This window comes from Streptomyces sp. NPDC002994, from assembly GCF_040611155.1.
In the GTDB taxonomy this organism is placed as follows: domain Bacteria; phylum Actinomycetota; class Actinomycetes; order Streptomycetales; family Streptomycetaceae; genus Streptomyces.
The window spans coordinates 21,520-45,743 of record NZ_JBEXNQ010000043.1; the positions used below are offsets into that span (position 1 = coordinate 21,520).

The 24,224-nt window shown below is 68.2% G+C and carries 20 protein-coding genes and 3 pseudogenes; 8 read left to right on the plus strand and 15 right to left on the minus strand.

Annotated elements, in window-relative coordinates:
• The first annotated feature begins 42 nt into the window (after window positions 1-42).
• Window positions 43-1,575 carry an ISKra4 family transposase gene (locus ABZX79_RS35540; RefSeq protein WP_355267410.1) on the plus strand — a complete coding sequence of 511 codons (1,533 nt, stop codon included), beginning with the start codon at window positions 43-45 and terminating at the stop codon, window positions 1,573-1,575.
• Window positions 1,576-1,622: 47 nt separating this feature from the next.
• On the opposite strand, the gene ABZX79_RS35545 is transcribed toward ABZX79_RS35540, so the two are convergent.
• Window positions 1,623-1,817, minus strand: coding sequence for a hypothetical protein (locus ABZX79_RS35545; protein WP_355267413.1), 195 nt, complete (start codon window positions 1,815-1,817; stop codon window positions 1,623-1,625).
• Between the two features lie 190 nt (window positions 1,818-2,007).
• On the opposite strand from ABZX79_RS35545, the gene ABZX79_RS35550 reads away from it, so the two are divergent.
• Both ABZX79_RS35550 and ABZX79_RS35555 read left to right on the plus strand, forming a co-directional pair.
• Window positions 2,008-4,743, plus strand: a complete 2,736-nt coding sequence (locus tag ABZX79_RS35550) for a hypothetical protein (RefSeq protein ID WP_355267416.1) — start codon at window positions 2,008-2,010, stop codon at window positions 4,741-4,743.
• 57 nt (window positions 4,744-4,800) lie between these two features.
• The gene (locus tag ABZX79_RS35555; RefSeq protein WP_355267419.1) at window positions 4,801-6,501 is read left to right on the plus strand and encodes a hypothetical protein; all 1,701 of its coding nucleotides are present in this window, start codon (window positions 4,801-4,803) and stop codon (window positions 6,499-6,501) included.
• Between the two features lie 46 nt (window positions 6,502-6,547).
• On the opposite strand, the pseudogene ABZX79_RS35560 reads toward ABZX79_RS35555, so the two are convergent.
• The 4 genes and pseudogenes from ABZX79_RS35560 to ABZX79_RS35575 form a co-directional block, all read right to left on the minus strand.
• A pseudogene (locus ABZX79_RS35560) lies at window positions 6,548-7,454 on the minus strand (ISKra4 family transposase); the annotation flags it as partial.
• A 254-nt stretch (window positions 7,455-7,708) separates the two neighbouring features.
• Window positions 7,709-8,292: pseudogene (locus ABZX79_RS35565) on the minus strand (ISKra4 family transposase); the annotation flags it as partial.
• Window positions 8,293-8,496: 204 nt separating this feature from the next.
• Entirely contained in the window at window positions 8,497-11,244 is a 2,748-nt protein-coding gene (locus ABZX79_RS35570) for a tetratricopeptide repeat protein (protein ID WP_355267422.1), read from the minus strand.
• Between the two features lie 164 nt (window positions 11,245-11,408).
• Window positions 11,409-11,741, minus strand: a complete 333-nt coding sequence (locus ABZX79_RS35575; protein WP_355267424.1) for a trypco2 family protein — start codon at window positions 11,739-11,741, stop codon at window positions 11,409-11,411.
• Between the two features lie 242 nt (window positions 11,742-11,983).
• On the opposite strand from ABZX79_RS35575, the gene ABZX79_RS35580 reads away from it, so the two are divergent.
• The 3 genes from ABZX79_RS35580 (at window position 11,984) to ABZX79_RS35590 (ending at window position 15,520) form a co-directional block, all read left to right on the plus strand.
• Window positions 11,984-12,937 (plus strand): tyrosine-type recombinase/integrase, encoded by a 954-nt coding sequence (locus ABZX79_RS35580; protein ID WP_355267426.1) that lies wholly within the window; start codon window positions 11,984-11,986, stop codon window positions 12,935-12,937.
• Complete coding sequence (locus ABZX79_RS35585) at window positions 12,934-13,260, plus strand: helix-turn-helix transcriptional regulator (RefSeq protein WP_355267429.1); 327 nt, start codon at window positions 12,934-12,936, stop codon at window positions 13,258-13,260. Before ABZX79_RS35580 ends, ABZX79_RS35585 begins: the two co-directional genes overlap by 4 nt.
• 1,186 nt (window positions 13,261-14,446) lie before the next feature.
• A complete protein-coding gene (locus tag ABZX79_RS35590) occupies window positions 14,447-15,520 on the plus strand; it encodes a hypothetical protein (protein WP_355267432.1) in 1,074 nt (357 codons plus the stop codon).
• A gap of 79 nt (window positions 15,521-15,599) precedes the next feature.
• On the opposite strand, the gene ABZX79_RS35595 is transcribed toward ABZX79_RS35590, so the two are convergent.
• Window positions 15,600-16,370, minus strand: a complete 771-nt coding sequence (locus ABZX79_RS35595) for a class I SAM-dependent methyltransferase (protein WP_355267435.1) — start codon at window positions 16,368-16,370, stop codon at window positions 15,600-15,602.
• Window positions 16,371-16,453: 83 nt separating this feature from the next.
• Between ABZX79_RS35595 and ABZX79_RS35600 the strand changes: the two are divergent.
• Window positions 16,454-16,816 (plus strand): annotated as a pseudogene (locus ABZX79_RS35600) (DUF6233 domain-containing protein); the annotation flags it as partial.
• A gap of 8 nt (window positions 16,817-16,824) precedes the next feature.
• Here the strand turns inward: ABZX79_RS35600 and ABZX79_RS35605 are convergent.
• The 7 genes from ABZX79_RS35605 to ABZX79_RS35635 form a co-directional block, all read right to left on the minus strand.
• Entirely contained in the window at window positions 16,825-17,130 is a 306-nt protein-coding gene (locus ABZX79_RS35605) for a hypothetical protein (protein WP_355267438.1), read from the minus strand.
• A gap of 6 nt (window positions 17,131-17,136) precedes the next feature.
• Window positions 17,137-17,310, minus strand: a complete 174-nt coding sequence (locus ABZX79_RS35610; protein ID WP_355267441.1) for a hypothetical protein — start codon at window positions 17,308-17,310, stop codon at window positions 17,137-17,139.
• A gap of 141 nt (window positions 17,311-17,451) precedes the next feature.
• Window positions 17,452-18,531 carry a hypothetical protein gene (locus ABZX79_RS35615; RefSeq protein WP_355267444.1) on the minus strand — a complete coding sequence of 360 codons (1,080 nt, stop codon included), beginning with the start codon at window positions 18,529-18,531 and terminating at the stop codon, window positions 17,452-17,454.
• A 100-nt stretch (window positions 18,532-18,631) separates the two neighbouring features.
• Window positions 18,632-19,555 (minus strand): hypothetical protein, encoded by a 924-nt coding sequence (locus ABZX79_RS35620; protein WP_355267447.1) that lies wholly within the window; start codon window positions 19,553-19,555, stop codon window positions 18,632-18,634.
• A 166-nt stretch (window positions 19,556-19,721) separates the two neighbouring features.
• Window positions 19,722-19,949 carry a hypothetical protein gene (locus ABZX79_RS35625; RefSeq protein ID WP_355267450.1) on the minus strand — a complete coding sequence of 76 codons (228 nt, stop codon included), beginning with the start codon at window positions 19,947-19,949 and terminating at the stop codon, window positions 19,722-19,724.
• 328 nt (window positions 19,950-20,277) lie between these two features.
• Window positions 20,278-20,940 (minus strand): hypothetical protein, encoded by a 663-nt coding sequence (locus ABZX79_RS35630; protein WP_355267453.1) that lies wholly within the window; start codon window positions 20,938-20,940, stop codon window positions 20,278-20,280.
• Window positions 20,941-21,087: 147 nt separating this feature from the next.
• Window positions 21,088-21,570, minus strand: coding sequence for a VTT domain-containing protein (locus ABZX79_RS35635; protein WP_355267456.1), 483 nt, complete (start codon window positions 21,568-21,570; stop codon window positions 21,088-21,090).
• Window positions 21,571-22,223: 653 nt separating this feature from the next.
• Here ABZX79_RS35635 and ABZX79_RS35640 point away from each other — a divergent pair.
• Window positions 22,224-22,748, plus strand: a complete 525-nt coding sequence (locus ABZX79_RS35640; RefSeq protein ID WP_355267459.1) for a peptidylprolyl isomerase — start codon at window positions 22,224-22,226, stop codon at window positions 22,746-22,748.
• Between the two features lie 125 nt (window positions 22,749-22,873).
• Here ABZX79_RS35640 and ABZX79_RS35645 read toward each other — a convergent pair whose 3' ends face one another.
• Window positions 22,874-23,596 carry a hypothetical protein gene (locus ABZX79_RS35645; protein WP_355267462.1) on the minus strand — a complete coding sequence of 241 codons (723 nt, stop codon included), beginning with the start codon at window positions 23,594-23,596 and terminating at the stop codon, window positions 22,874-22,876.
• Between the two features lie 87 nt (window positions 23,597-23,683).
• Window positions 23,684-24,224, minus strand: a 541-nt coding sequence (locus ABZX79_RS35650) for a transposase (RefSeq protein WP_355267465.1), incomplete at its 5' end; no start/stop codon positions are given.

Here is a 24,224-nt window from a genome sequence, read left to right on the forward strand (position 1 = left end):
TCGAAGGTGCCAACCAAATCGGATCCGGAGGGAAGAGCCCGGATGGAACACTACGACACCAGCCTTCCCGCTGACCCGTTTGCCCGCTCGGTCAGTGCCTTCGAAGCGCTGACAGCCACCCTCTCGGGCCATGGGGCCGGCGACTGGAAGCACGCCGAGCTCGAGGAACATCTCGAAGCCGTGGGGAGGGAGTTGCTGCGGCAGCTGCTGCAGGACCATCTCGACCTGCGCGCACACCGCGAGGAAGTACATGTCCGCGAGTCGGCGGCGCCGGTGGTCGGCCCGGACGGGGTGGAGCGTCCCTGGCGGGAGCGGGGACACGAGCGGTGGCTGTCCTGCCTGGTCGGGCATGTCCGTGTCCGCCGCATCGCCCACCGGGGGCCGGGGCTGAGCAACGTCCATCCCGCGGACGCGCGGCTGTCGCTGCCCGCGGGACGGCACTCGCTGGGCCTGCAGCGTCTGGCAGTCACCGAGGCGGTCCGCGGCTCCTACGACCAGGCCGTCGACGCCGTCCGCCGCCGCTGCGGACACGTGATCGGTAAACGCGCCCTCGAGGAACTGGTGGTCGCCGCCGCAGCGGACATCGACGCGTTCCACCAGGCCCAAGTGCCGGTGCCCTGCAGCCGGGACATGCCAGTGGTGATCCAGGCCGACGGCAAGGGGATCGTGATGCGGCGCGAGGCACTGCGGGAGGCGACCCGCCGCAAGGCCGAGAAGGCCGCCAGAGCCGGGCTGCGGGGGCGCTTGGCGCCGGGTGAGAAACCGAACCGGAAACGGATGGCGACCGTGACCTGCGTCTTTGACGCCCGCCCGGCACCCCGCCGTCCGCACGACGTGATCCATCCGCCCAGCGGCCGCACCGGCGAACGCACCCCACGACCAGGACCGCCGGCCCGGAACAAGTGGTGCACCGCCTCAGTGGTCCGCACCCCCGGGCAGGTGATCACGGAGGCGTTCAACCAGGCCGAGGCCCGTGATCCCGGCCGTCTGCGGCCTTGGGTCGTCCTCGTCGACGGCGCCCGCCACCAGCTCGACCTGATCCATGCCGAAGCAGAACACCGCAAGGCCACCCTTCACGTCCTGATCGACTTCGTCCACGTCGCCGAATACGTCTGGACCGCCGCCCACGCCTTCCACCCACCCGGCAGCCAGGACGCCGAGACCTGGGCCGCGAACCATCTGACCACGATCCTCGCAGGCCACGCCGATCGTGCCGCCGACGAGATGCTCACCCAGGGCGGCCGACAACAACTGCCCCGGCAACGACGCGACGCGATCGCCGCCTGCCACCGCTACCTCACCGGCCACCTCGACGAGCTCCACTACGACACCGCCCTCGCCGCCGGCTGGCCCATCGCCACCGGCGCCGTCGAAGGCGCCTGCCGCCACCTCATCGGCGACCGCCTCAACATCACCGGAGCCCGCTGGGGTCTCGAAGGAGCCGAAGCCGTCCTTCGCCTCCGCGCCCTCACCACCAGCGGCAACCTCGACGCCTACTGGACCTTCCACACCGAAGGCGAACACCAACGGCTCTACCCAGGCCCTGGCCAGGCCACTTACCGGCTGAACGCCTGACCCACGTCCTTCACTCCAGAAGAGCTACTCATCCCGGTTCGGCATCCTTACGTGGTCGGTGGTGCCGGGGGCGCCTTGGCGATGGTCACAACGGTCTCGGCGCGGACGCTGAAGACCTTTTTGCCGTCGGCGGTGGTGAACTCCACGAACGCGTCCCTCACCGCGAAGTCGTCTGCCTCCACCTTGCGTTCCCTCAGGGGCGGGGTCCTGGGTGTCGTGTACTCGACGAGATAGACGTTCACGCGTGCACCTCCCGTAGCTGATGAGACATCGTCCCATCCGTACATCTCACGCGCTGCGCACCGACCCGATGAGGGGACGCCGTCACCCGATCGGCCAGCCATTCGGATGGCTGGCCGCCTCTGACCGCGCCTCGCTCCGGATGCCACGCGAATATGACGATAGGAACACGACGAGGTGAGGAGCGTCTCGATGACGTACACGGTCACATTCCTGGGCACGTCATCGCTTCCTGTGGCGTCCAGCGGCGGCGCATATCGGATCTGGTCGTACAAGGTGGAGGGCTCCAACACCGAGATCGTCATCGGGCGCCGGATGACCATGGCCTTCCCGGGCAGCGTCACGGTGGTGGACCCCAGCGCCTATCCCGGCGTGGACGCGGTGAACGGGACTCTCGTGTGGCGGAGCCCGGACGGGACACGCCAGTACGTGGCGGCCCGGGCCAGCGCGCCCGGCAGCGTGATGATCGCGTTCGTCGCCGCGGCGCAAACATCCAGCGGCCAGGTCCAGCTCTTCAAGGCCACTCCCGGCAACGAGTTGGTGGAGGTCCAGTTCGAAGCCGTTCCCGACGGCGGCGTGGCCAGCCATTCCCAGCGTCTGGTTGTACCCGCTGCCGGCGCCCCCGCGTTCACCGGACGGCCCTTGTACGACTTCGCAGGGGCGCTGCCGTACGACAGTGAACTGTTCGGCGTCTACCAGCCGCTGTCCGGGTGGGTGGGGGCGACGGCCGGAATGTCTGCGGTTCCGATCCACCCGTCGTCCGATATCGGCAACCTCACCCGTGCGAATTTCCACGGGAGCGACGCCCTCACGCTCATCCAGCCCGGTCTGAAGGCCCTGGCCGACCGCTACAGTGCTAGCGCGGGGGGAGCACTATCGCCGGTGGGGTTGGTCAACCTCTTCCGCGAGTACTTCTTCGAGTTCGACAACTTCCTAGGCACCCCCTCGGGACACATCTGGGTCAGTCCGGGAGGCACCGTCGAGGTGGTGGAGAGCAGCACACGGCGCACCCTGGTCGAGAAGGTGGTGGAGCAGTCGGAGGAGGTCTCCCGCAAGAGCGAGGAGAGCCTCACCGATCAGACAGATGTCTCGGATGCTGTCAAGGAGGAGAACTCCAACGACACGAAACTCGGCGTCAGCGCCACGGGTGGGGTGAACGCCAAGATTTATCATGCCGACGCTAGTCTCAGTTTCAGTACCCAGAACACCGTCAAGCGGGGTGCCGAGACGACGCACAAGCGCGCCCGCACGCAGACCTCCAAGGTCACCAGCGAGATCAAGCGGAACTTCAAGACGACGTTCCGGACGGTTACGGAGACCACCGACACGTCGAGCCGCCGCTACGTCCTCCAGAACAACACCCTCGAGTTGGTGAACTACGAGATGCGGCGCAAGATGCGCAAGGTCGGCATCCAGCTGCAACACATCGGAACACGCCTGTGCTGGCAGATCCACCTCATGGATCCCGGCAGGGAACTCGGTCTGGGGGACATGGTGCACGTTGTTGACGCGCCTGATCTCAGCGCGATCCAGAAGCCGGAGAAGATCCCGGAACCGGCGAGCAAGGAAGTGCCCTACCACTTCGAAATCTCCTTCCAGCACGAGCAGGGCCCGGACGACGAGGCCGAGCTAACCTATCTACCCGAGGCGGGCAACGATTGCCGGGGATTTAACGATACTCCCGACTACCTCCCGGGGGAGGACGACATCATCCAGTTCTGCTTCCCCAAGCCGCTGCCACCCGTTCCTGAGGGCTACATCTTCAGCAAGGTGCATTCCCTAGACAAACACGGCGCCCAGGTCGAGTTCGCACCGTTCACAGTGAATACGTCGACCAACCCCCACACGCTCAACGTGAAAATGACGTACGCCAACTTCCAGGGCCGCAAATCCTTGCCATTCGATGTCACGCTCGTCTACGAGCCGACGGATGAGGCCAAGAATAAGGTCAAGGCACTCAACGACGCGGCACAGGCCGAATACCAGAAGGAGGTCGACCGGCTCGAGCACGAGGCGTACGGCCAGGCCGTCCGTGAGCGGCTGCGCCTGATCAGCTCGATGCGTCTCCGCTCCTCCGAGGACCTGCGCAACGAGGAGCGGCGGTGCGTGTTCCGGAAACTGATCAAGCAGCTGCCGGAGGGCATTTACCCCACGCCCAACAACAACACGCCGTACCTGGCGGCAGAAGAGATCCAGAAGTTCTTCGACGTCGACGAGATGCTGTACTTCGTCTCTCCCGACTTCTGGCGCGCTGGCGCGGTGAACGCGCCCATGCCCTCCGCCGAGAGCGCCGGCAGGTATCCCGTACGCGCCATCCCGAAGCCCGAACCCGGCAAGACACTGCCGCCTTTGGCCGGCCAGACGGTCGCAGGATGGTACTCCGGTGCGGATTTCTACGCGCTGCCCAATAGCGCATCGCCATCGACGCCGTACGAGTGGCGGGTCAACTACCTGATCTCCGAGGAGACCGTGCCGGCCCCCCTCGGAAGTTCACTGGGGTGGCTGATCCAAATCGACGCCGACGAGCGCCGCAACGAATTCCTGAACGCCGCCTGGGCCAAAGTGGTCTTTCCCGTCCGGCCCGGCCACGAACAAGCAGCGCTCGCGTGGCTGAAGAAGGTCGAAGGAGAAGCTGGCCTTGGCAAGACGTACACAAGACAGACAGACGACCCTGACGACTACCAGGGCAAGACGGTCGGCCAGGTTCTGGACCTCCTCGCCGGCCACCTGCGGTCCCTGGCCCAGGAGGAGTTCGACACAACGCTCGCCGCCGACAAGGTCTTCGAGAACGGGTTCGATCCCCTGGCCGGCGGCTTCCGGCCCGCGGAGCCCTATCAGATCTTCGATCAATGGGTCGAGGTGCTCCCGACCGACCAAGTCGTCGCCGTCAGCGTCAAGTACGACCCCAAGACGGGCCAGCAGCTGTGACCACATCAACACATGCCGGTCCGGTCCCGGCGTGCGTGAAGCCGGCGGCGTAGCGCGATGGCCTCGGCCGACTGGCGGATCACCGTCACTGTCGAGAACGCCGGCGGTGCGCCGGTCGCGGGCGCGCGGTTGACCCGGAGCATCTGGGCGGGGGCTGCGGTCCAGCGGCTGCCCGAGGTCACGCTCTCCGGCGCGACGTTCACCTTCGTCGCCCCGGAGGCGGCCCAGAGCATTGTCTGCGAGTTGCGGCACGCCCGCTACGCGGCACTGGCCATGGCGCTCGTGCGGAACCCGGGCGAGCGCGTCTGGCGCTGGACCAACTCCACTCGCCGGGTCGGCACGACCGGCAGTGAGGTCACCGTCACGGCCACGCTCGGCCGCGTCCGGCCCGCTCCGCTGGGCCACATTCCCGAGACCGAACTGACGCGGCGGGCCTCGGCACATCAGGCCAGGCTGGACGAGGCGGACCGGAAAAACGCCGAGGCGCGCAGACGCGGGCGGCCCCCGACCGAACCGAACTTTGTCCCCCTCGACCTCGACCACCGTACGGCGCTCACCACCCAGGACCGTACGGCCTACCGCACCCAGGCGCGGATTCAGCGAGTGATCAGCGGCTTCCACGTGGCCACGCCGGAACTGCTCTCCGAGACCACGACGGCCCCCGGGTGGACACGGTTCACGACCACTTTGCACACCGTCGACCCGAACCGTGAGGGCCGGCTCTACCTCGTCGAGTACGGAGAGGTGGGCGACGACCCGAGCCCGGGCCCGCGCTTCGCCGTCGGCGTGTGGGTGCCCCAACGGCTGCACGACCCCAGGACGGAAGCCCTCGATTTCGTGGTCTGGTTGCATCCCCACACCAACAACCGACTGGTCATTCCGCAGGTCGGGTACCCGTTCCGACAGCCCTACCCGTACGGCATCGTGGCAGCCAAGAATGTTCAGGGGAACGCCGACGCCGCCCAGCGGTTCATCGACATCCCGGTATTCCACCTGCTCAGCCAACACTTCCTGGCCTACCAGCTCGCAGCCGCGCGCCGGGCCGCGGTCATTGTGATCCCCGTGGCGCCGTCCAGCCACTTCGAGCCGTTCGAGTCCCCGGCCACCTTGATGCGTCTGCTCAGAGAGTTGTGTCTGTGGATTCCCCGGGACTTTCCGCGCGGCGCTGAGGCAGCGGTGCACCGGCCGCAGCCGGCCGTGGGCCGCGTCGTCGTCAGTGCGTTCAGTTCGAGCGTACCCCGCCTGCACACCCTGATGAACGGTCTCCGCCCAGACTCCCGCTACGACGCCCCGTTCTGGTGGACGACCCGTCAGCAGGGCCTCGACGACGTGGCCGACTTCCGCCGCGTCTGGAAGGAACAGTGGGCGGTCGACGGAATCGCCTCGGGATTCCTGCCGTACGTCGACGCGGCCGCCTCCTGGGTACAGCAGACCGATGACCGACGGCTCCGGATCTACAAGAGCCGGTTCACTGGCGGCTGGGACCCGGCGGCCCCCCGCCCCGGGGCCTGGGGCACGCTTGTGAAGGGCGCGACCGTCGTGCGGCGCGGAAGCGGTGATGTATCGGCGGTCAAGGTCACCGACGCACGGGGTTGGCTGCAGGCCGTTTCGTTCACCGACAGCTTTCTGCTCGGCCCGGAGAGGGGCCCTGAAGCCGCCTTCGAACCCCCCTTGTTGCCCAACAGCGCTCACGAGATGATGCCCCGGATCTGTTTCGGGCACGCCGCTGTCACGAGCGGGCTGGCATCGGCGGACTAAGCCTTCAATGGCGTCGGGTGCCGTTCGTTTCGGGCGAAGCTCGCGATCAAGCGGTGAGGGCGTAGTTCCGTTGGGGGCTGGGGTAGAGGCGCTCGTGCTCGCGGGCGAGGTGGTAGCGCCAGTAGGCGTCGAGGTCGCCGTTGGAGACGAGGGTGCGGAGCCGGAGGACGGCTTCGGCTCCGTGAAGGCCCCAGCGGGCGCCTGTGATGTCGAGGCGGTCGGCGATCAAGTAGCGGCAGGCACCCTCGACCGCGCCGGTGGCGATCGGCCATCCGCCCGCGAGGGCTGTGTCGTAGTGGAGCTGGTCGAGGTGGCCGGTCAGGTAGCGGTGGCAGGCGTCGACGGCCTCGCGTCGGGCGGCCGGTAGTCCTTCTTGGTCGGCGTGGGCCGTGATCTCGTGGGCGGTGCGGGCGGCGTGGCCTGCGAGGATCGTGGTCAGGTGGTCGGCGACCCAGGTTCCGGCTTCGGTCGTGCCGGGTTTGTGGAAGGCGTGGGCGGCGGCCCAGACATATTCGGCGACGTGGACGAAGCCCAGCAGCACGCGCATCGTGACGCCGCGTCGTCCGGCCTCGGCGGTGATCAGGTCGAGCTGGTGACGGGCGCCGTCGACCAGGCCGATCCACGGCCGCAGATGCTTCGGGTCACGGGCCTGGGCCTGGTCGAAGGCGTCGGCGATGACCTGCTCGGGCGGGCGGACCAGAGAGGCGGTGCACCACTTGCTCTCGGCCCGCGGGCCCGAGCGGGCCCGGCGCTCGCTGCTGCGGCCTCCAGGTGGGTGGAGCGTCGTGAGGGCCTCTGGGGGCGGGGCGGGTGTCGAAGACACAGGCCACGGTCGCCATCCGCTTCCGGTTCGGCTTCTCGCCCTGCGCGAGCCGCCCGCGATGGCCGCCGGCGGCTTTCGCGGCGGCACGGCGGGTGGCCTCGCGCAGGGCCTCGGGCCGCATGACTATGCCTGTGCCTGAGCACGATGGTTGTCACCGTGAGCGCGGTATCTGTCACCACGGCCCTCGGCCGGAGCTGTTGCAAGATCGGCCACGCCAACTGGCGCAGGTGAGGGCCGCCTCGCGCGATCGGTGCAGGTGACAACAAGCCTGCGAACGGCAAGTTGGTGACAAGTAACGCGCTCATCCGGTGACAACAACCGTGCTCACGCCGGGGAAAAACACCAGGTCGCGACAGGGCGCTGGTGACAACCACCGTGCTCAGCCACAACACCCTTGCCGTCCACCTGCATGTCCCGGCTGTACGGGAGGGGGATTCTCGCGCGGTAGAAGTCGTCGACGTCGACCGCTGCGGCGACCACGAGTTCTTCCAGCCGCCGTTTGCCGAGCACCTTCCCGCAGCGGCGCGACACCGCGTGGTGGGCCAGGTCGAACGAACCGCGCACCGCTTCGGTGACCGCGAGCTTGCGCAGGCCCATCGAGTGCCGGCCGGCGGGCAGGGACAGCGCAGCGTCGGCGGGGTGACATTGCAGGCGCCGGGCCCCGGTGGGCGACCCGGGTGACGCGGACCAGCCCGAACACGCCGGCCAGTCAGCGCGCGTGGCCTGCCTCGCGCCAGGGCCGCACCTGCCCCTCCGGCCCGACCACGACCGGCCGGTCACCGGCGCGGACCTGGTCTTCCTCCCGACGGGCGCGCAGGTCCAGATGGTCCTGCAGCAGCTGCCGTAATAGCTCCCGCCCCGCCACGTCGAGTTGTTCCTCCAGCTCGGCATGGGTCCACCAGCGTCTCGAAGGCGTCGACGGAACGGGCAAACGGGTCATCGGTGGCGCCGGTGTCGTACTGTTCCATCCCAGGGCTCTTCTCTCCTGGTTCGGTTTGGTTGGCACCTCCGAATGTAGGGAGAAGAGCCCTGTTTCTACGGGGAGTTGGACGAATCCACCCTCCGGCGGTGGGACGGGGTAAACAAGCCGGGTGCATCCTCGTCCAGCCAGCCTCATTCCACCAGCCGTTTTCGGCTGAGTGGCTTGATACGGCGAAGGAGCTGCTGGCTACCTACTGGGGCAGGGCTTCGAGCCAAGCATCGACATCCAGCGATTCACGCAGGTGCCCTTGGAACCGCTCCGGGTTGGTTTCGGCGAGCGAGCGGCGGATGCGCACGGCCTCCTCAATCGCGGACAGGCCCTCCTCACGCCGCCCCACCTCGCCCAACCTGCTGGACAGGTTGGTCAGGGTTTTGGCGAGGTTGGGCAGGTGGGCGTCCGGGTCGGCTTCGGCGAGCGAGCGGTCGATGCGGACGGCCTCCTCGATCGCGGCCAGGCCCTCCTCACGCCAACCCATCTCCGCCAATCGGTTGGACAGGTTGCTGAGGGATACAGCTAGGTGGGGCAGGTGGGCGTCCGGGTTGGCTTCGGCGAGCGAGCGGCTGATGCGCACGGCCTCCTCGATCGCGGCCAGGCCCTCCTCACGCCGCCCCACCTCCGCCAATTGGTCGGACAGGGTATTCAAGGATGCGGCCAGCCAGGGCAGGTAGGTCGCGTCAGCTTCGGCGAGCCTGCGGTAATAAGCGACGGCTTTCTCACCCGCAGACAGGGCCTCCTGGTGCCGCCCCGCCTCCCCCAATTGCATAGACAAGTTGGCCAGGGAAATGGCGAGGTCGAATAGGTGGACGTCCGGGTTGGCTTCGGCGAGCGAGCGGCTGATGCGCACGGCCTCCTCGATCGCGACCAGGGCCTCCTCACGCCGCCCCACCTCGTTCAACCGGACCGACAGGTGGTTCGTGAAGAAGGCGAGGTAAGGGAGGTAGGTGTCCGGATCTGTTTCGGCGAGCGTGCGGTAGCAGCCGGCCATGGCCTGAGAGAGCTGCGCGGCGGTTTTGGCGAGGCGCTGGGTGAAGCGCGGGATCGCGCGGAACAAGGCAGTGAGAGTGTCGAGAGGGGTGGTGGGGTCGGTGGTGAGGGTGTCGAGGGCCCTGATGATGGGGCTGGGGTGGTCGACTTGGACGGCCGTGGTGACGATCTGGGCGGCGATGTTGGAGTGGCGTGTGCACAGGCCGGTCAGTTGGGCGTCCAGGCGGCCGTGGAAGACGGTGTGGGCGGCCGCGCGGCTATAAACGGTCAGCAGCTGGGTGGTCTGGGCGTCGTCGGCGCCGTCGAGGAGGCGTTCGGCGAGGGCGGGGTCGTTTTCCAGGACGCGGCCGACGTGGCGTTCGGCGAGGCGGTCGGGCTGCAGCACGCCCCATGGCAGGTTTGAACCAGTTGCGGGGTAGAGGGAGGCGATCCAGGCGGTGACGGCGTCGCGGCGGTCTCGCGGCTGGTCGGCCAGTGCGGGCAGGCTGCACCAGATGTGGTCGGCCTGGTCGTGTTCGGCTGCGCCGGCCAGGTGGGCGGCTGCGAGCGCCGCCTCCAGTGTGCCCAGGCTCAGGCGGGGAGTGAGTCCGCAGGTGGCCGCGCTCTGCTTCCAGTAGCGTCGTTCATGCCCGAGCAGCCGGTCCGCCACTCTCTCCGTCTCCTCCTCTCCCGCCCCTGTCGGGTCGGCCGGTGCGGCGGTGTCGAGGAGGTCGGCCAGCGCGGTCATCTGCAGGGTCAGCACGTTGGCGTACCCGTCGTGGTCGAGCCTGGGTACGGGCAGAGTGTCGGCGGCGGTGTGCCAGTCGTGCCCGGCGAGGCATTGGACGCTGGGGAGGGCAGCGGCGAGTGCGCGGACAGCGGTGCGGTATGCCCCAGGCCGCTGGTCCGGGTCGTCCTCCAGCGGAACCAGCCGCTCCGAGCGGGAGTGGTCGAGGTAGTCCTCGACAAGACTGGTTGCGGATCTCGCTTCGGCCCACCAGTCGCCGTCGGTGCGGGCAAGCAGCAGAACTTTCAGCGGGGTGGTGCCTGGGTGGTCGGCTGCGGCCTCGACGAGTGCGGTGAGCTGGGCGGTGCGGGTCTCGGCGTAGTCGAGGACCACCAGCAGGGGCTTCGCCGCGTCCCGCACTTCCCGTAGCCGGTCATCGGCCACGCTGGCCTTGGGCCACAGCACGGCCCACCCGTCGGCCGCCAGCAGACCGGCGAGGTGGTAGGCGAGACGGGTCTTTCCCTGCCCTCCCGACCCGTGCAGCAGCCACGCCCCAAACCCGCCCAGCACACACCACCCAAGCAGCCGCTCCAGCAGTTCCTCGCGGCCGTGGAAGGGCACCGTCTGTCTTCCCGCCTGCAGCAACGCAGTCGGCGAGGACAGCGCTGCCCGCCGCGCAGGGGCGGCTGCGGGTTCGGAAAGGTGCTGGAACTCCACCGCCTCCAGCCCCGCAGCACCCGCGCCATGCTCGGCCAAGGCGGCCCGGAAAGCGGGATCGTGGTGCAGGACGTAGGCCGGCACGATATTCAGCTGCCCGTGCCCGGAGTGCGCTCGGTCCGAGGCCACCACGCCCACGAGCAGCTGGTCGCAAAACACCGCCGCCCCAGACAGGCCACCCCACGGCGACCTACCCTCCTGCCACCACTGCGGGGGGTGCTGGAGCAGGTCCATCACGTGCCGGTTACCCACAAATCCGGTGCCCGGATTCATCCGCCCCTGCAGCTGCACAGCCTCCACCGCAGCACCGGACTGCTGGGCCATATCCGGCAGGCCCCAGGTCTCGCAACCGGTACCGGACCGCTCCGTCACCAGCCGACCCCAGCGCACCGCCCCCGCAGAAGCCTGCCGGTGCGGATCATCGTCAAGCAGGACCAGCGCGGCATCATCCCGCCCGCCGGAAGTGCCGCACCACACCACCGCGCCTCCCCACGTGTGGACGCCACCCGGCTGGAACACTTCCACCCGCACGGAAGTGCGCGCGACGATATGCGCGGACGTCAGCACGAGCCGGCCACCCACCACATATCCCGACCCCGGACCACCCGGCCCGGCCACCCCCATCAAACGCGCCCGCTCCACCCGACCTCCCAAGAACGCCGCCAACCACCCGCACTGACCGCGGCCCGGGCCGGTCAGTCCGGAATGCGACCCGAACTGTCCCCAGGGCCTGTCGGACGGCCGTGCACCCCACCAACTAGCAGATCCCCACCACCGGCGCTCCTCGGCGTAAGCGTGAACGAGACCCGGTGCGTACGGCCGCGCGATACCCCGGCCTCCCCCTCCGCACTCACCGCCCACAGCCTGAACCCGGCCTTCGCCTTCGCGTCCGCACGCAACTCGACTTCGAACTCCATCTCCACCGGCCCCACCGCGAAGACCACCTCGGGATGCTCACCGCCCTGCGCAGCCGCCGCGATGAGCTCGTCCCGCACCACGGCCACCGCGTCCATCAAAGGAATGTCCACCACACCACCCCGATCCGGCAATTCTTTACATCAACATAAAGAACCTATAGCCGCTACCCTGCGCCACCACCGGATACGGCCAAACAGCGCAGTAGGTCCTCGCAGCGAACACGGCGGGCCTCCTTCAGTCGCTCCCGAATCCACCGGGTGTAGACGGTCTCCGCGCGTGCGAGCGTGGTTGGGCTCGCCAGCAGGCGGCACGCTTCCTGAAGGCCAAGACGATCGATCCGCGCCTGCGTCTGGTGCAGCGCCTGGAGGGGTTCACCGGCCTGTACCCGTGGCAGTGGACTCCAGCGGAAGGTGAGGCATTCATCGCGCACCTCCGCAGCGGTACGCAGCCGATCCAGATGTCCACGGCCCGCACGTACGAGGTGACGATCTCTCTCTTCCTGGAGTACTTGCTCGACCGGCGTTACAGGTGGATCGAGACCTGCCTGGAGAGATTCGGTGAGGCCCCGCAGGAGGTCTTCCACGAGGGCAACTCGGTCCTGCACACGGTGGAGTACGAGGCGGATCCCCGCCGGCGCCCGCTGGACTACGACGAAGTTCAGGCGCTGTTCGATGCGGCCGACGCCCGCCCGGCCAGGGTGCAGGGGCAGGGGCGGAAGGGTGCCTTGACCGCGCTGCGGGACGCGGCGGTACTGAAGACGATCTACGCCTACGGCACCCGCCGTACCGAGTCGTCCCGGGTCGACCTGGTGGATTTGCGGCGCAACCGGAAGGCCCCGAACTTCGGCGCCTACGGCAGCATGATGGTGCGTTTCGGGAAGTCCTCAAAGGGGGCGCCTCCCAAACGGCGCACGGTGCTGACCGTTCCCGAGATGGACTGGGCGATCGATGTCCTCGACGAGTGGATCACGGAGATCCGGCCGCGCTTCTCACCGGGCGGGCACCCGGCGCTGTGGGTGACCGAGCGGGTCGGGCGGCTGTCGCCCCGCTCGATCAACGAAGCCTTCGTCGCGGCCCGGCAGGACGCGGGCCTGGACGAGGACCTCGACCTGCACTGCCTGCGCCACAGCTACATCACCCACCTGACCGAGTTCGGCTACCCGGCGCGGTTCGTTCAGGAACAGGTCGGTCATTCCCACGCGGCCACCACCGCCATCTACATGGGCGTCTCGAACGAGTACCGCAACCAGCTGCTGGAGGCTTCGATGAAGGACCGCCTGGGCGACGACTGGAGCGTGACGGTGTGATCAAGAAGATGGGCTACCAGTGGAAGCTGCGCCAGCTCATGGCAGATCAAGGGATGTTCCAGACCTCGGATCTGGTCCCGCTGCTCGCAGAGCGCGGCATCACGCTCTCGCGTGAGCAGGTGTACCGGCTGGTCACGCAGCCGCCGCAGCGCCTGAGCATGGACACCCTGGTCGCCTTGTGCGACATCCTGGACTGCACACCGAACGACCTGATCAAACCGGAAGTCGTCAACGCGCAGGTCCGCAAGAGCGCCGACGGCACGCCGGGGCCGGCTCCGGCGGCGCCGCGTCGCACTGTCGTCCGCCGTCCCGGCCCGTCGTGAGCTACCGAACCCCGCGGCAGCGGGAAGCCCAGGCGGAGCTGGAGGGCACCCGCGCCTGGGTGGTGGCCCGCCTGTGCCGGGCTGTCGGGCCGGGGTTGACGGCCGGGGCCGCGCAGGCTGCCGTCGAACAGGCGAAGGGGTGGGGGCCCATGCCGGTTCGGGAGCTTGCCCGGTATCTGGAGCAGACGCCCGACGGGTTGACCGTCCCGGTGGTCGCCGGCCCGGTGAGTGTGGTCCGGCTGCGGAATCTGCTGCACGCCGCCGGGCACGCGGACGCAGTCCCAAGGGTGACGTGCGTCCGCTGCGGACGCACGGACCCGCTGCCTACCGAGCGTTCATCTGAAGGGCGTTGTTGCGGTTGGTGCTGGGCCCGGGACAACTTCCGCCCGTGCGGACGCTGCGGGCAGATCGACCAGATCGTCACCCGCCGCCAGGACGGGCCGATGTGCCGACGCTGCTACCGCAGCGATCCCCTGGTGGTCACCGAGTGCGCGAAGTGCCACGGGGTGCGTCCTCCGGGCTACCGCCGGGAAGACGGGACCGCGCTGTGCTCCAACTGCGCCCCGAGGATCAAGCGGACGTGCGTCGGCTGCGGCCGGATGCGCAGGGTCAACGCCCGAACCCCCGCAGGGCCGGTCTGCGGTACCTGCTACGAGGGGCCGAAACGTCCGTGCGGCGTGTGCGGCGAGGTCGAGCAGATCCTGGTGCGCGGCACCGGCGGGCAGCCGGACATCTGTGTCCGGTGCTACCGCGGGCCGGAGGGCGAATGCACCGTCTGCGGCCGGTGGCGCCACGGCGGACAGGTCAGTCAGCGGCAGGGAGCCTTCCACTGCCGTTCCTGCTGGCCGCGCCCCATCCGCACCTGTGCTCTGTGCGGCCATGACCGGCGTACGAAGACGGTCTGGCCGCTCGGGCCAGTCTGCTCGGGCTGCTACCAGACCCGGCGTGCGACGCCGGCGCCCTGCTCCTCATGCGGGGATCAGCGCATCATGATCGGCCGCGTACATGACGGCAGCGACCTTTGTGCCACTTGCTGCGGACGGGACGACCCCGGGGCCCGCTGCGACAGGTGCGATCAGCCCGGTGATCTCTCCGAGAACGGCCAGTGTCCCCGCTGTGTCCTGGACGAACGGGTCCGTGCCTTGCTTGGTGGGAAGGACGGCGACGTACCGGACCTCTGCAGGCCATGGCCGACGCTCTGAACAGCGCGGAGAACCCCTATCCCGTACTGGGCTGGCTGCGCCGCAGCCCCTCCGCCAAGGCGCTCGCCCAGCTCGCCGCCCGCTCGGAGCCGATCACCCACGAACTGCTCGACACCCTCCCGCAGGGCACCACCACCCGGCACGTCCGCTCCCTGCTCGTCGTCGCAGGAGTCCTGCCCGAGCGCAATGAACACCTCCCCCGACTACCCGGCCACCAGGCCACCATCGTGCGGCCCTTCGCCGAGTGGCACGTCGTCCGCGACGCCCGCCGCCGCGCCGCCCGAGGCCGCTACACGCACGGCGCCGCCTCGGGCGACATCAAGGACGTGCAAGCCGCCATCAAGTTCCTGGCCTGGCTCGACGAGCGCGAACAGCAATTGGCCACCCTGAGCCAGGCGGACTTCGACCTCTGGCTCACCAGCCACCCCACCCAGCACGTCGTGATCGGCTCCTTCATCCGCTGGGCCACAGCCCGGCGCCTGACGGGCCCAGTCGAGCTGCCCAAGCGAGGGCGCTCGTTCGCCGTCAACTTCCAGACAGCCGACGAGTACGACCAACAGCTACGCCGCTGCCTCAACGACAGCACGCTGCCCCGTGAGGTCCGCATCATTGGTGCCCTGGTCCGGCTCTACGCCCTGCCCGTCGCCAAGATCATCAACATCACCACGGACCGGTTCCATCAGGACGACACCGGCTCCTACCTGACCATCGACCGCCACCCTGTGCTGCTCCCGCCCAAACTGGGCCAGCTCATCAAGGACCAGATCGATCAGCCGCGCACCACCACCCGCATGCGCCGGGCCCTGGACGAAGCCTCCCCCTACCTGCTACCAGGTAAGTTCCCCCATCAGCCCCGCAACCCCCACGGGGTGGACAACCTGCTCAGGCAGCACGGCCTGCCGGTCCTCAGCGCCAGAAACACAGCCATGATCGAGGCCGTAACCACGCTCCCGCCCATCGTCGTCGCCGATCTGTTCGGCCTCAGCCCCGCCACAGCGGAGACGTGGGCCAGATACGCCAACGACAGTTGGACCCACTACCTCGCAGCCCGGACGTGACGTTCCCTCGGCAGGGTTGCTCAGGCACCTGACGTCATCTCACCTGGGCGAGCTCGACGTCCCCAGCGGCCTCGACTCGCTACTCCGGGCCAGTGACCGACGGCAGCGCCTCGACGACGAAGAACAGGAAGCAGGGCTTGGTTGAAAGGTCGTCGAAGCCGTCGGGGAACAGTGCCCGGGCGGCTGGGTCAGGCTGCGGCTCGCTGATGACGGACAGGCCAAACCCCGCGGTCGTGAAAGCGTCGATCATTGCGTGCAACGGCTTTCGCCAGAGTCGCAGCGGGGTGGACTGCCCGCCGAGCATCCAGTCGAAGGTGTAGCTTGTGTTCGCGAAGTAGTCGGGCCGAGGGTCCCGGAACGTGTACGCCGTGACCGGGTGATCCACGGACGCGATCAGCCGGCCGCCGGGCCTGAGTACTCGCCGAAACTCGGCCAGCGCCGGCCCCCAGTTCTCCAGGTAGTGCAGGACCAGCGACGCGACCACGTCGTCGAACGCGCCGTCCTTGAACGGCAGGCGCTCGCCCAGGTCGGCCACGTGCAGGGCTACGTCATCACCGAGCCTCTGCCTGGCCAGTGCGAGCATCCCGGCGCTGGCGTCGATCCCGGTGGCGACCGCGCCGCGGTCGCGCAGTGCGGCGGTCAGTGGGCCTGAGCCGCAGCCGGCGTCCAGAACTCGGTGGCCAGCCACGTCTCCGGCGAGGGCTAACATCGCGGGCCGTTCGTAGTACGCGTTCACGAGGTTGTTCTCGTTCTCCGCCGCGTACGCCTCGGCGAAACTGTCGTAGTCGTTCACCCGGGTCGGTTCCGCAGCATCGGCGAAGCTCTCGGGTATGTCAGTTGCGCGTTCCATCGTCGCAGCCTGGAGCCAGGCGGGCCCGCCGCACTGAATAGTGCAAGGTCGGAACACTGCCTCTTCACCAGTACGGCGACAGCGTGGAGCCTGCCGAGTATCGCGTCTGGGTGCGCGCTCCGCAGCACGTACGGCCCGTGGACGGCTTCCGGTACGACCAGGTGCCCACCGAGCACCTGGAGCCGCCCTCGCCCGTGGAGCAGGCGTTGGGGCCGCGCCGCCCGTGCGGCTGGGTGCTGGCGAAGGCCGGCGGCCGCGGGCCCGGCCGGGGCGTCGTGCACGCCGTCGACTGCGAGGAAGCGCCGGCCGGGGCGCCGGTACTGACCCTGGAGCGGGCGCTGGACGCGGCGCAGCACCCGGGCACCCGGCTGTGCAACCTCTGTGGCGCGGCCCTTGAATTGGACCCTGTGCTCAAGGGCTTCGACCAGGGCTTCAGCGAGAGCTGAGCTACAGGTCAGCGGCGGGTGACGGTGAAGCCAGTGTCGTTGACGGCGGCGGTCCACACGTCGCGGTCGAACCACTTGGTGATGTTCGGCTGCGTCTCGGTGATGATGCGTATCCGCGCTTCCCAGTCGTGCCCGGCTGGGCCGCGGCTGCCGTCGCATCCGATGCAGCCGTCCTCGCCGTGGATGTGGCCGGCCATCCAGGCGTTGACCGCCACGTTGATGATGACCGCGTAGAGATCGCCGCCGGTCTGGGCCAGCGAGTCCGGCACCCCAGCGAGGACCAGGGCGAGCTCGGGGTTGTCAATCGGCGGCATGGGGGCCTACCCGATGTCCTTCTCGCTGCTGCTCTCTTCGTAGGAGGACAAGCTCTGGGCGAGGTGGTCGGCCGTAGTGGAGGCGTCGAAGTACCGCCAGGCGGAGCGCACCTGAATGCGGAGCCGCTCGGACACGGTGCTGATCTGCTTCTCGATCACGTCCTCCACGGTCGCCGGCACGAGCGTCACTCCCGCGGGCCAGTTCCGCGAGCGTTTCGGCAACGGCTTCCTTGAACGCCTTGGTGTTTCGCACGACGGCATCTACGCCTGGCTTCGGCCACTCAGCGGAGGCGCCTGTCCCGGAGACGAACCCATGGACGCTCACGAGCCCTGAGGCTGCGGGACGGCAGCAAGGTGAACGAGCACACCCTGGAGCAGCGCGTTGACGTACGTCCGAGGCGGGAGGTCGTGCAGGTCGATGCGGCTCGGCTGGGTGCTGATCTGCCGGTGCAGGACATCATCGGCGCCGTGGCGGAAGTCGACGAGCTTCTTGACGTACGCCGTGTCGGTCCTCCCCCACGATACGTTGGCGACCACGCCCTGGAACTTGCTCTGCCCGAAGACCGGCGGCACGTGATCGAGGATCGCGCGCAGCAGCATCTGGCAGGCATAGGGATGCTGGTCGGCGTAATTGGCGTTGAGCTCGCGGACCAGGGCGAGCAGCTTGTCCAGCCGGAAGGTGGTGCCCTTGTCCTCCAGGTCGGCGATCAGCGCCTCGTCGACGTAGGGGCCCGGTGCGACGACGGGCGCCGGGGCTGGCACGAAGGGGGCGGCGACCGGAAGTTCGGCTGACTGGGCGGTGATGAGGCGTGCGGTGGTCTGGACGTACTCGTGGAGGGTCTTGACCTCCCGGTACTGACGGATCTCCCGGCGTAGCTCTCGCCACCATGTACCGTCTTCCGACGTGCCGCTGGAGCCGCCCCAGGTCGCCGGCTCCAACGCCAAGATTCCGGGGAGCCTGGCCGCGAAGCCCTTGGGCAGTCCGGGGAGTTCCCGCTCGATGTCCGCGGTGGTGAAACGCGGCCTGGCGGCTTCCTGGGTTGACAGCGGTGCGCTGCGCTGCATGGCGATCAGCGTGTGGAGGACCCGCAGGAAGGGCTCGCCCATGTACGGCTGCAGCTCGGGCAGGTGCAGGCATGCCGCGATCGTGAGCGCAGGACGGTCGTCGTCTGCGATGTGAAACCCAGCGTGCGAGGTGAGCCCGTAGGAGGGGCCCACGTGTCCGGTTGAGCCGACACGGGGCAGGGAGCGGATCAGCTCTTCGGCATCGAGGCCGAGCCGGTCCAAGGTGTCGACGGTGAACTGCCAGACAGGCCACTGGCCCTCCATGAGGTACTGCTGTGCCATCGTCGTCAGGAGCATGGTCTGCTCCTGGGAGAGCTCGACCGTCAGGTCGTTCATAAGATCTGTCTTCCATCAGGGTCCGGTCTGGGCAGGCCCGCCGGCTCGGGTACGGCGCCCACGAGCGGCGCCGGGGCCCGGAGGTGCTGGGAATTCGTTCCTACGGCGTGCGCTGAACCAGGCCGGCGGTGAACCACTGCACGAGGGTGGCGGCCAGGTGCACCGCCATCTCGGCCTCGCGCTGGTTCTCGAGTCGTGTCGGGTTCTGCGATCCGTGCCGGGCGGTCTGGCCCTGCCACAGGCGCCGCATCATGTCGGCCACCAGCGCGATGTCGTCCCCGCCCCCAGCTGCTGGGATCGCCGTGGAGAACCGTTGCGGCGAGTTCCGAATCATGCCCAGCATCGTCCCGAGCGTCGCCTTGGCGTTGTTCGGTTCGATGAGGGACTGGGAGGCCGACTCCACCGCCTTGATCGCTTCGCTGTACGCCTTGGAGGAGTCCGGGTCCCGTCCGTACGCGCACTTCCAAGCGGTTGCCAGGTGGTCGGCGGCGGATCCGCTCTGCGGGGTGCGAGCCGCTGCCAGAGTGCTGGCGACAGCCTGCTGTGCCGTTGCGTCGACCCGGAGCTCCAGCCCAGTGCGAGCGTCGTTGACGCGGTACGCGGATCCCGCGAGCGTCAGCATGTCCTCCAGCTCATCGATGGCCTGCTCGCGGTCGCTGTTCCCGTGAGTCCCCAGGTACTGCCGACGGCCGCTCCACGTGGCCGGGTTGAGGTAGTACGTCTGCGCAGTCGGCGGCGTGCTCAAGTGCAGCATCGCGTTGACGACATCGAGCAGCTGCTCCTTGGTGGTACCAGCTGCCAGGAACTTCGCCGGCGAGTACACCCGGGGACCGGTGTGGACGCGCAGCTTCAGGTGCAGGGCGATCCTCTGTGCGTTGGTTTCGTCGTCTTGGAGGAGAGCCATCACCCACTGGCGCAGGGGGATCTCCATGTAGTCCGGGACGCCCTCGGAGAGGGACTCGTCTACCGATCCTCGTAGATCCGCCGCCTGCGGATCACGCCGCTTGCGGCTGCGCATGAACATGAGCGAACGGTAGCGCCGCCCACTGACACACGCCGGAGTTTTCTTTGCCTCCTGACTCTCGGCGCCGGGCGAGGCGGGAAGAGCGAGCAGGTCCCCTGGACCAACAGGACCTGTGACTGAGCGCGCTACTTGGCCCGCCTGGCTAAGTAGCGAGCTCAGCCGTACGTCAGTGGAACCAAACGACGAGACGCACGTTTTCCGCGCCGTGGACTTCGGTGAGGGTGCCCATGACGCTCCAGACCCGGCTCCAGTCGGTATCGGCCCCCGCAGCCGAGGCGCGGCTTCGCGTGCCGGTGACGTCTGTCTCCTGCCAGTCGGTGGCTGCGATCTGGGCCCATGTCAGCCAGGTGGTGCCATTGCACGTCGTCCGGGCCACCGTAGGCGGCGTACTCACTGCGCAGCCCATTGGAGGCGTCATCCGGGAGGCCGCGCCCCTCGGCCAGGGGGCGGAAGCCGAACGAGTTGCGGATTCCGAAGAGGCAGCCCAATCCGTCGTAGGCGTTGCCCCTGTTCAGCAGGCAGAGGTCGATGCCGGCTTCCCATACGTCGTCGGGACCCCACAGCCGGCCCCCCCGGCCGACACTCGATCAGGCCACTCAGATCGGTCGACATGCCGAGATCCTGCCTGCGCAGGCCAGGAGCCAGCATCTCCTTCTCCGCGCTCGCGCACACACATTGTGACTGAGCGATAGTTGGCCCGTCCGGCCACGTAGGTCGAGCGGTCAGCCGCCGTGGAGCCCCCACTCGTCGAGGCCGCCGTAGACGTGGGCTTCGAGGCATTGAGGTGCGTCAAGGCCGACGGTCTCGCCTCGGTAGATGGCGATGAGCGAGTCCTTGCCTCGCCACCAGGTGTCGGTCAGGCCCTGCACTTCAGGTACCGGGTCGTAGCCACCGAGGTCCAATGCCTCCACGGCCTTGCCCTTGATCCTTGTGACGGTCTTGGCCCAGCGATGGGCGTGGGCGGCAAGGGCCAAGGACTCCACCCATCCGTCTGTGCTGGCATGCAGGGGTGTCCAGCGGTAGGCGTCGATCCCGAACGCGCCTTCGGGGCCGATCATGAATCCGTAGGCCATGGACACCCGGCAGCTCCCTGCCGGAAACGACCAGCCCTCTGTGGCCGAGCCCTCGGGAAGGTCTGCGCCCAGTATGCGGGGGACACCTTCGTAGAACGGGGCAGGCGGCAGGGCAATCCCACCCCAGCGGTCCTGGAAGGCCGCGGCCCGTTCGATCTCCGCAGCGGGGATCCCGTACCCGATCCACGCGTCGCGGTGGCGCCGAATGTCCTGCCGCGGGACACGGACGCCGTCGACCTCGACGAACCTCTGGGCCCGGCGGCTCAGGCCGGCAGGCGGGACCGGGATTAGCGATACGGAGTTGTCAGCCATCACTGCTGCTCGCCGCTGCCGGCGTGGAGTACGGCTGCCGCGATCTCCCGCACGCGGGCGAGAGTGATCCCCGTGCGCTGTTCGACGGGAGAGCTGAGGCCGCGCGTCCATCTCGCCCGCTGCGGCACCCGCCCTCGCGGGACGGGCTCACGATTCCTCGGCCACTGTGTCACCGGAGGACAGGGCCGCCCTCCTTCTGCGGTACACCACTACCCCGCACACCGCGAGGAGGAGGACGGCCACGGCGGACACCCCAAGGGCCGTCCGCTCGGCGAAGAGCCTTCCCAGCGCTTCGAGCACGCCAAGCCCCGCGGTCGCGTAGATCAGCGCCCAGGCCGCTCCGCCCACGAACAGGGCGGGGAGGTAGCGCGGCAACGGCATGCGCATGCTGCCCGCGAGGAAGTTGGCGGCGGTCTGGAAACCGACGGTCAGGAAGGAGATGGCCACCGCCGGCGCGCCCCACCGCTGGATCGCCCGCTCGGCGCGTCGGAACTTCGCCGAGGAGATCCGCTCGGCGAACCTGCTGCGCCGAGCACCGGCGCCGGCGAGCCACCCGACGGCGAACGTCCCTCCGGCGCGGAGCAGAACAATGGCATACAGGGCCCCGGCCGTGAGCGCGATCCTATCCACGACGCCCCGTCCCGGGCTCCGGGCCGGAACCCGGGACGCCCGTCACCCGCGTGGGCGTCCTGCCCCAGCGAGCGCACGACGGCGCACTAGCCCGGTCACCGTCTCTCACCTGAGCCCTGCCTCTGCCCGTTCCGTTCTATGGGTTGCCGTCCTATGGGTTGCCCCTGCGGCACCGGGCTCGAACCTGCAGCCAGGCAAGGTCAGCCTAACCGAACGCGCATACGGGGGGTACAGGGTGCGGGGCTGCCGGAGGAGCGATAGGCGGGGTCAGTGAACCTGGTCGGCTCACCAACGGCGTAGGCCCCTGCCGGTGCGGCAGGGGCCTCGCTCTGGCTGATCGCCCCCTCGCCGCCCCCGGGGAGCGACTTCTGAGCATCGGAGTTGTCGTGACTGAGCGTTTGATCTGGCGAGTTGAGTGCGTGAGCGAAACGTACCCGTAGAGGCCGACATCGGTGCCGGTTTCGGTTTGGCCACTGGCACCAATGGCATGGGCGTACGGTCCAGACCTCGTCGACCAGCGGGGTGGAGCGTTGTCTAAAGACGCAACAGTTCACCCGGTTGGCCTTTGCCTGTCGCTCTGGGAACCAGCCAGGTCTGCGTCCGCTTCATGCCAGGATCGGTCCACGCCCCTGATGACTTAAGGAAGGTGGATCGTGGCTGAGCAGCTGTACGCGACCCTGAAGACCAACCACGGCGATATCACGCTGAAGCTCCTGCCGAACCACGCGCCGAAGACGGTCAAGAACTTCGTCGAGCTCGCGGAAGGTACCCGCGAGTGGACTCACCCGGTGACCGGCAAGCGGTCTACCGACAAGCTGTACGACGGCACAGTCTTCCACCGGGTGATCTCCGGCTTCATGATCCAGGGTGGTGACCCGCTGGGCAACGGCATGGGCGGTCCTGGCTACGAGTTCGAGGACGAGTTCCACCCGGAACTGGCCTTCAGTAAGCCCTACCTTCTCGCCATGGCCAACTCCGGCCCTGCCACCAACGGCTCGCAGTTCTTCATCACAGCGGGCCCGGTCCCGCACCTCAACCGCCGCCACACCATCTTCGGCGAGGTCGAAGACCCGGCCGGCCAGGCGGTCGTTGATTCCATCGCCAGCGTGGCGACCGGCCGCAACGACCGCCCGCTGCAGGACGTGGCCATCGAATCGGTAGTCATCGAGCGACGTTGATCGAGCCGATTGGTCATCGATGACTGAAGGCTCAACTCGCCAGATCGAGCGCTGACTCGCCAACTCAAGGGTTCTGACCGCGCTTCCGTGACGACTACGGCTGATGGAGGACGCGGGTCGAACCCTTACGGACATCCCAAAGCCGATGCCACCCAGCTTTCGGAGGGTGGTGCGTCCTGGGGTGTGTCGTTCACCAACCAGGAACCGTTCCACTCGACGTTCCACACCTCGCCGAGGGAGTTCTCGAACTCCACGAAACTCCCCGGAGCGCCTTCGAGGAGCCCGAGCTCCCTCAGCAGCACGTCGTGCGTAGTGAACCCGCGGGACGGACCCACGCTGCCGCCCTTGGTCCTGGTGTTCTCGTATCGCATCCGCAGGTACGGAACCGGGGTCCGGGAGACGATCGTCGGCCGCAGCATGCGCTTGCACCGCAGAACCGCCTCCTCCAGGCTCTCGTCTCCGCGGAACTCGCACTGGTACGCCGGGAAGACCGCTGAGACGACCTCGTTCAGGGCCTCGTTTCGCCCGTGGTGGTAGCCGTGCACGGGTGGTGAAGCCGCTGCCACGGCGTCGAACCGGTAGGTCCCGTAAGAGAAGCCGGTGGCGATCGTAAGCGGTCGGGCGCCTGGTCCGCGCCCGAGGCGGTGCTGTCTCGCGAACTCCAGAACAGCCCTGGTCAGACCTTCGTCGTGGACGTCCAGCGAGTTCATTTGGTAGGCCCAGCCTCCGTCGACGTCCATGGCGAGGGAGAACATGAAGCGCGACATGGGCGACCATCGCCAGGCCATGGGCAGGCCAGGTACCTCCTCGACGTTCCCGATCTCCGCGACAGCCTGTTCGATGTTCATGTCCGTCATTTTCTCCTTCCTGCGCCAGCTGCATGATCGGGGGAGGAAGGCAGGCCGGTTGTCACCGCTGTTCGGCGACAACTACGGCTATGGCTCAAGAAGGATGCGGGCTCTGAGCAAGGTGAATGAGGCTCGACCGTACATCTGACGCTTGATCGTTTTGATTCTGTTGACGTGGCCTTCGACTATGCCGGAGCTGTAGGGGAGGGTGAGGCCGGCGGTGACGGCGTGGAGGTCTTGGCGGATGGAGTCGGCGAAGATGCCGATGGCATCCGGGCCGCCCAGCTCGGCCTTCTGAATCCAGTCCCGGAGTAGGTGGCCGCGGCGATGGCAAAGCATGTCGGTGAACTCCCGCGCGAGGTCACAGGCCAGGGCGATCTCCGGGCAGGCACTCCTCACAGCGTCGAGCTGGACAACGCCGGAGATGTTGAGTGTCTCCCGAGGGCGCGTGATCCATGAGGTGATGTCGCGAGGGCGGGGAGTCACCGAGCGGGCAGGAACCGTGATGCCCTCCCGGATGGCCATCACGTGGGGCTTGACCCCGGATCTTGGACACTCGAGACACTTGGATCTTGAGTCCAGGAGAACGGATGTCCCGTGGTCATGAAGCACTATCCGCCGGAGTTCA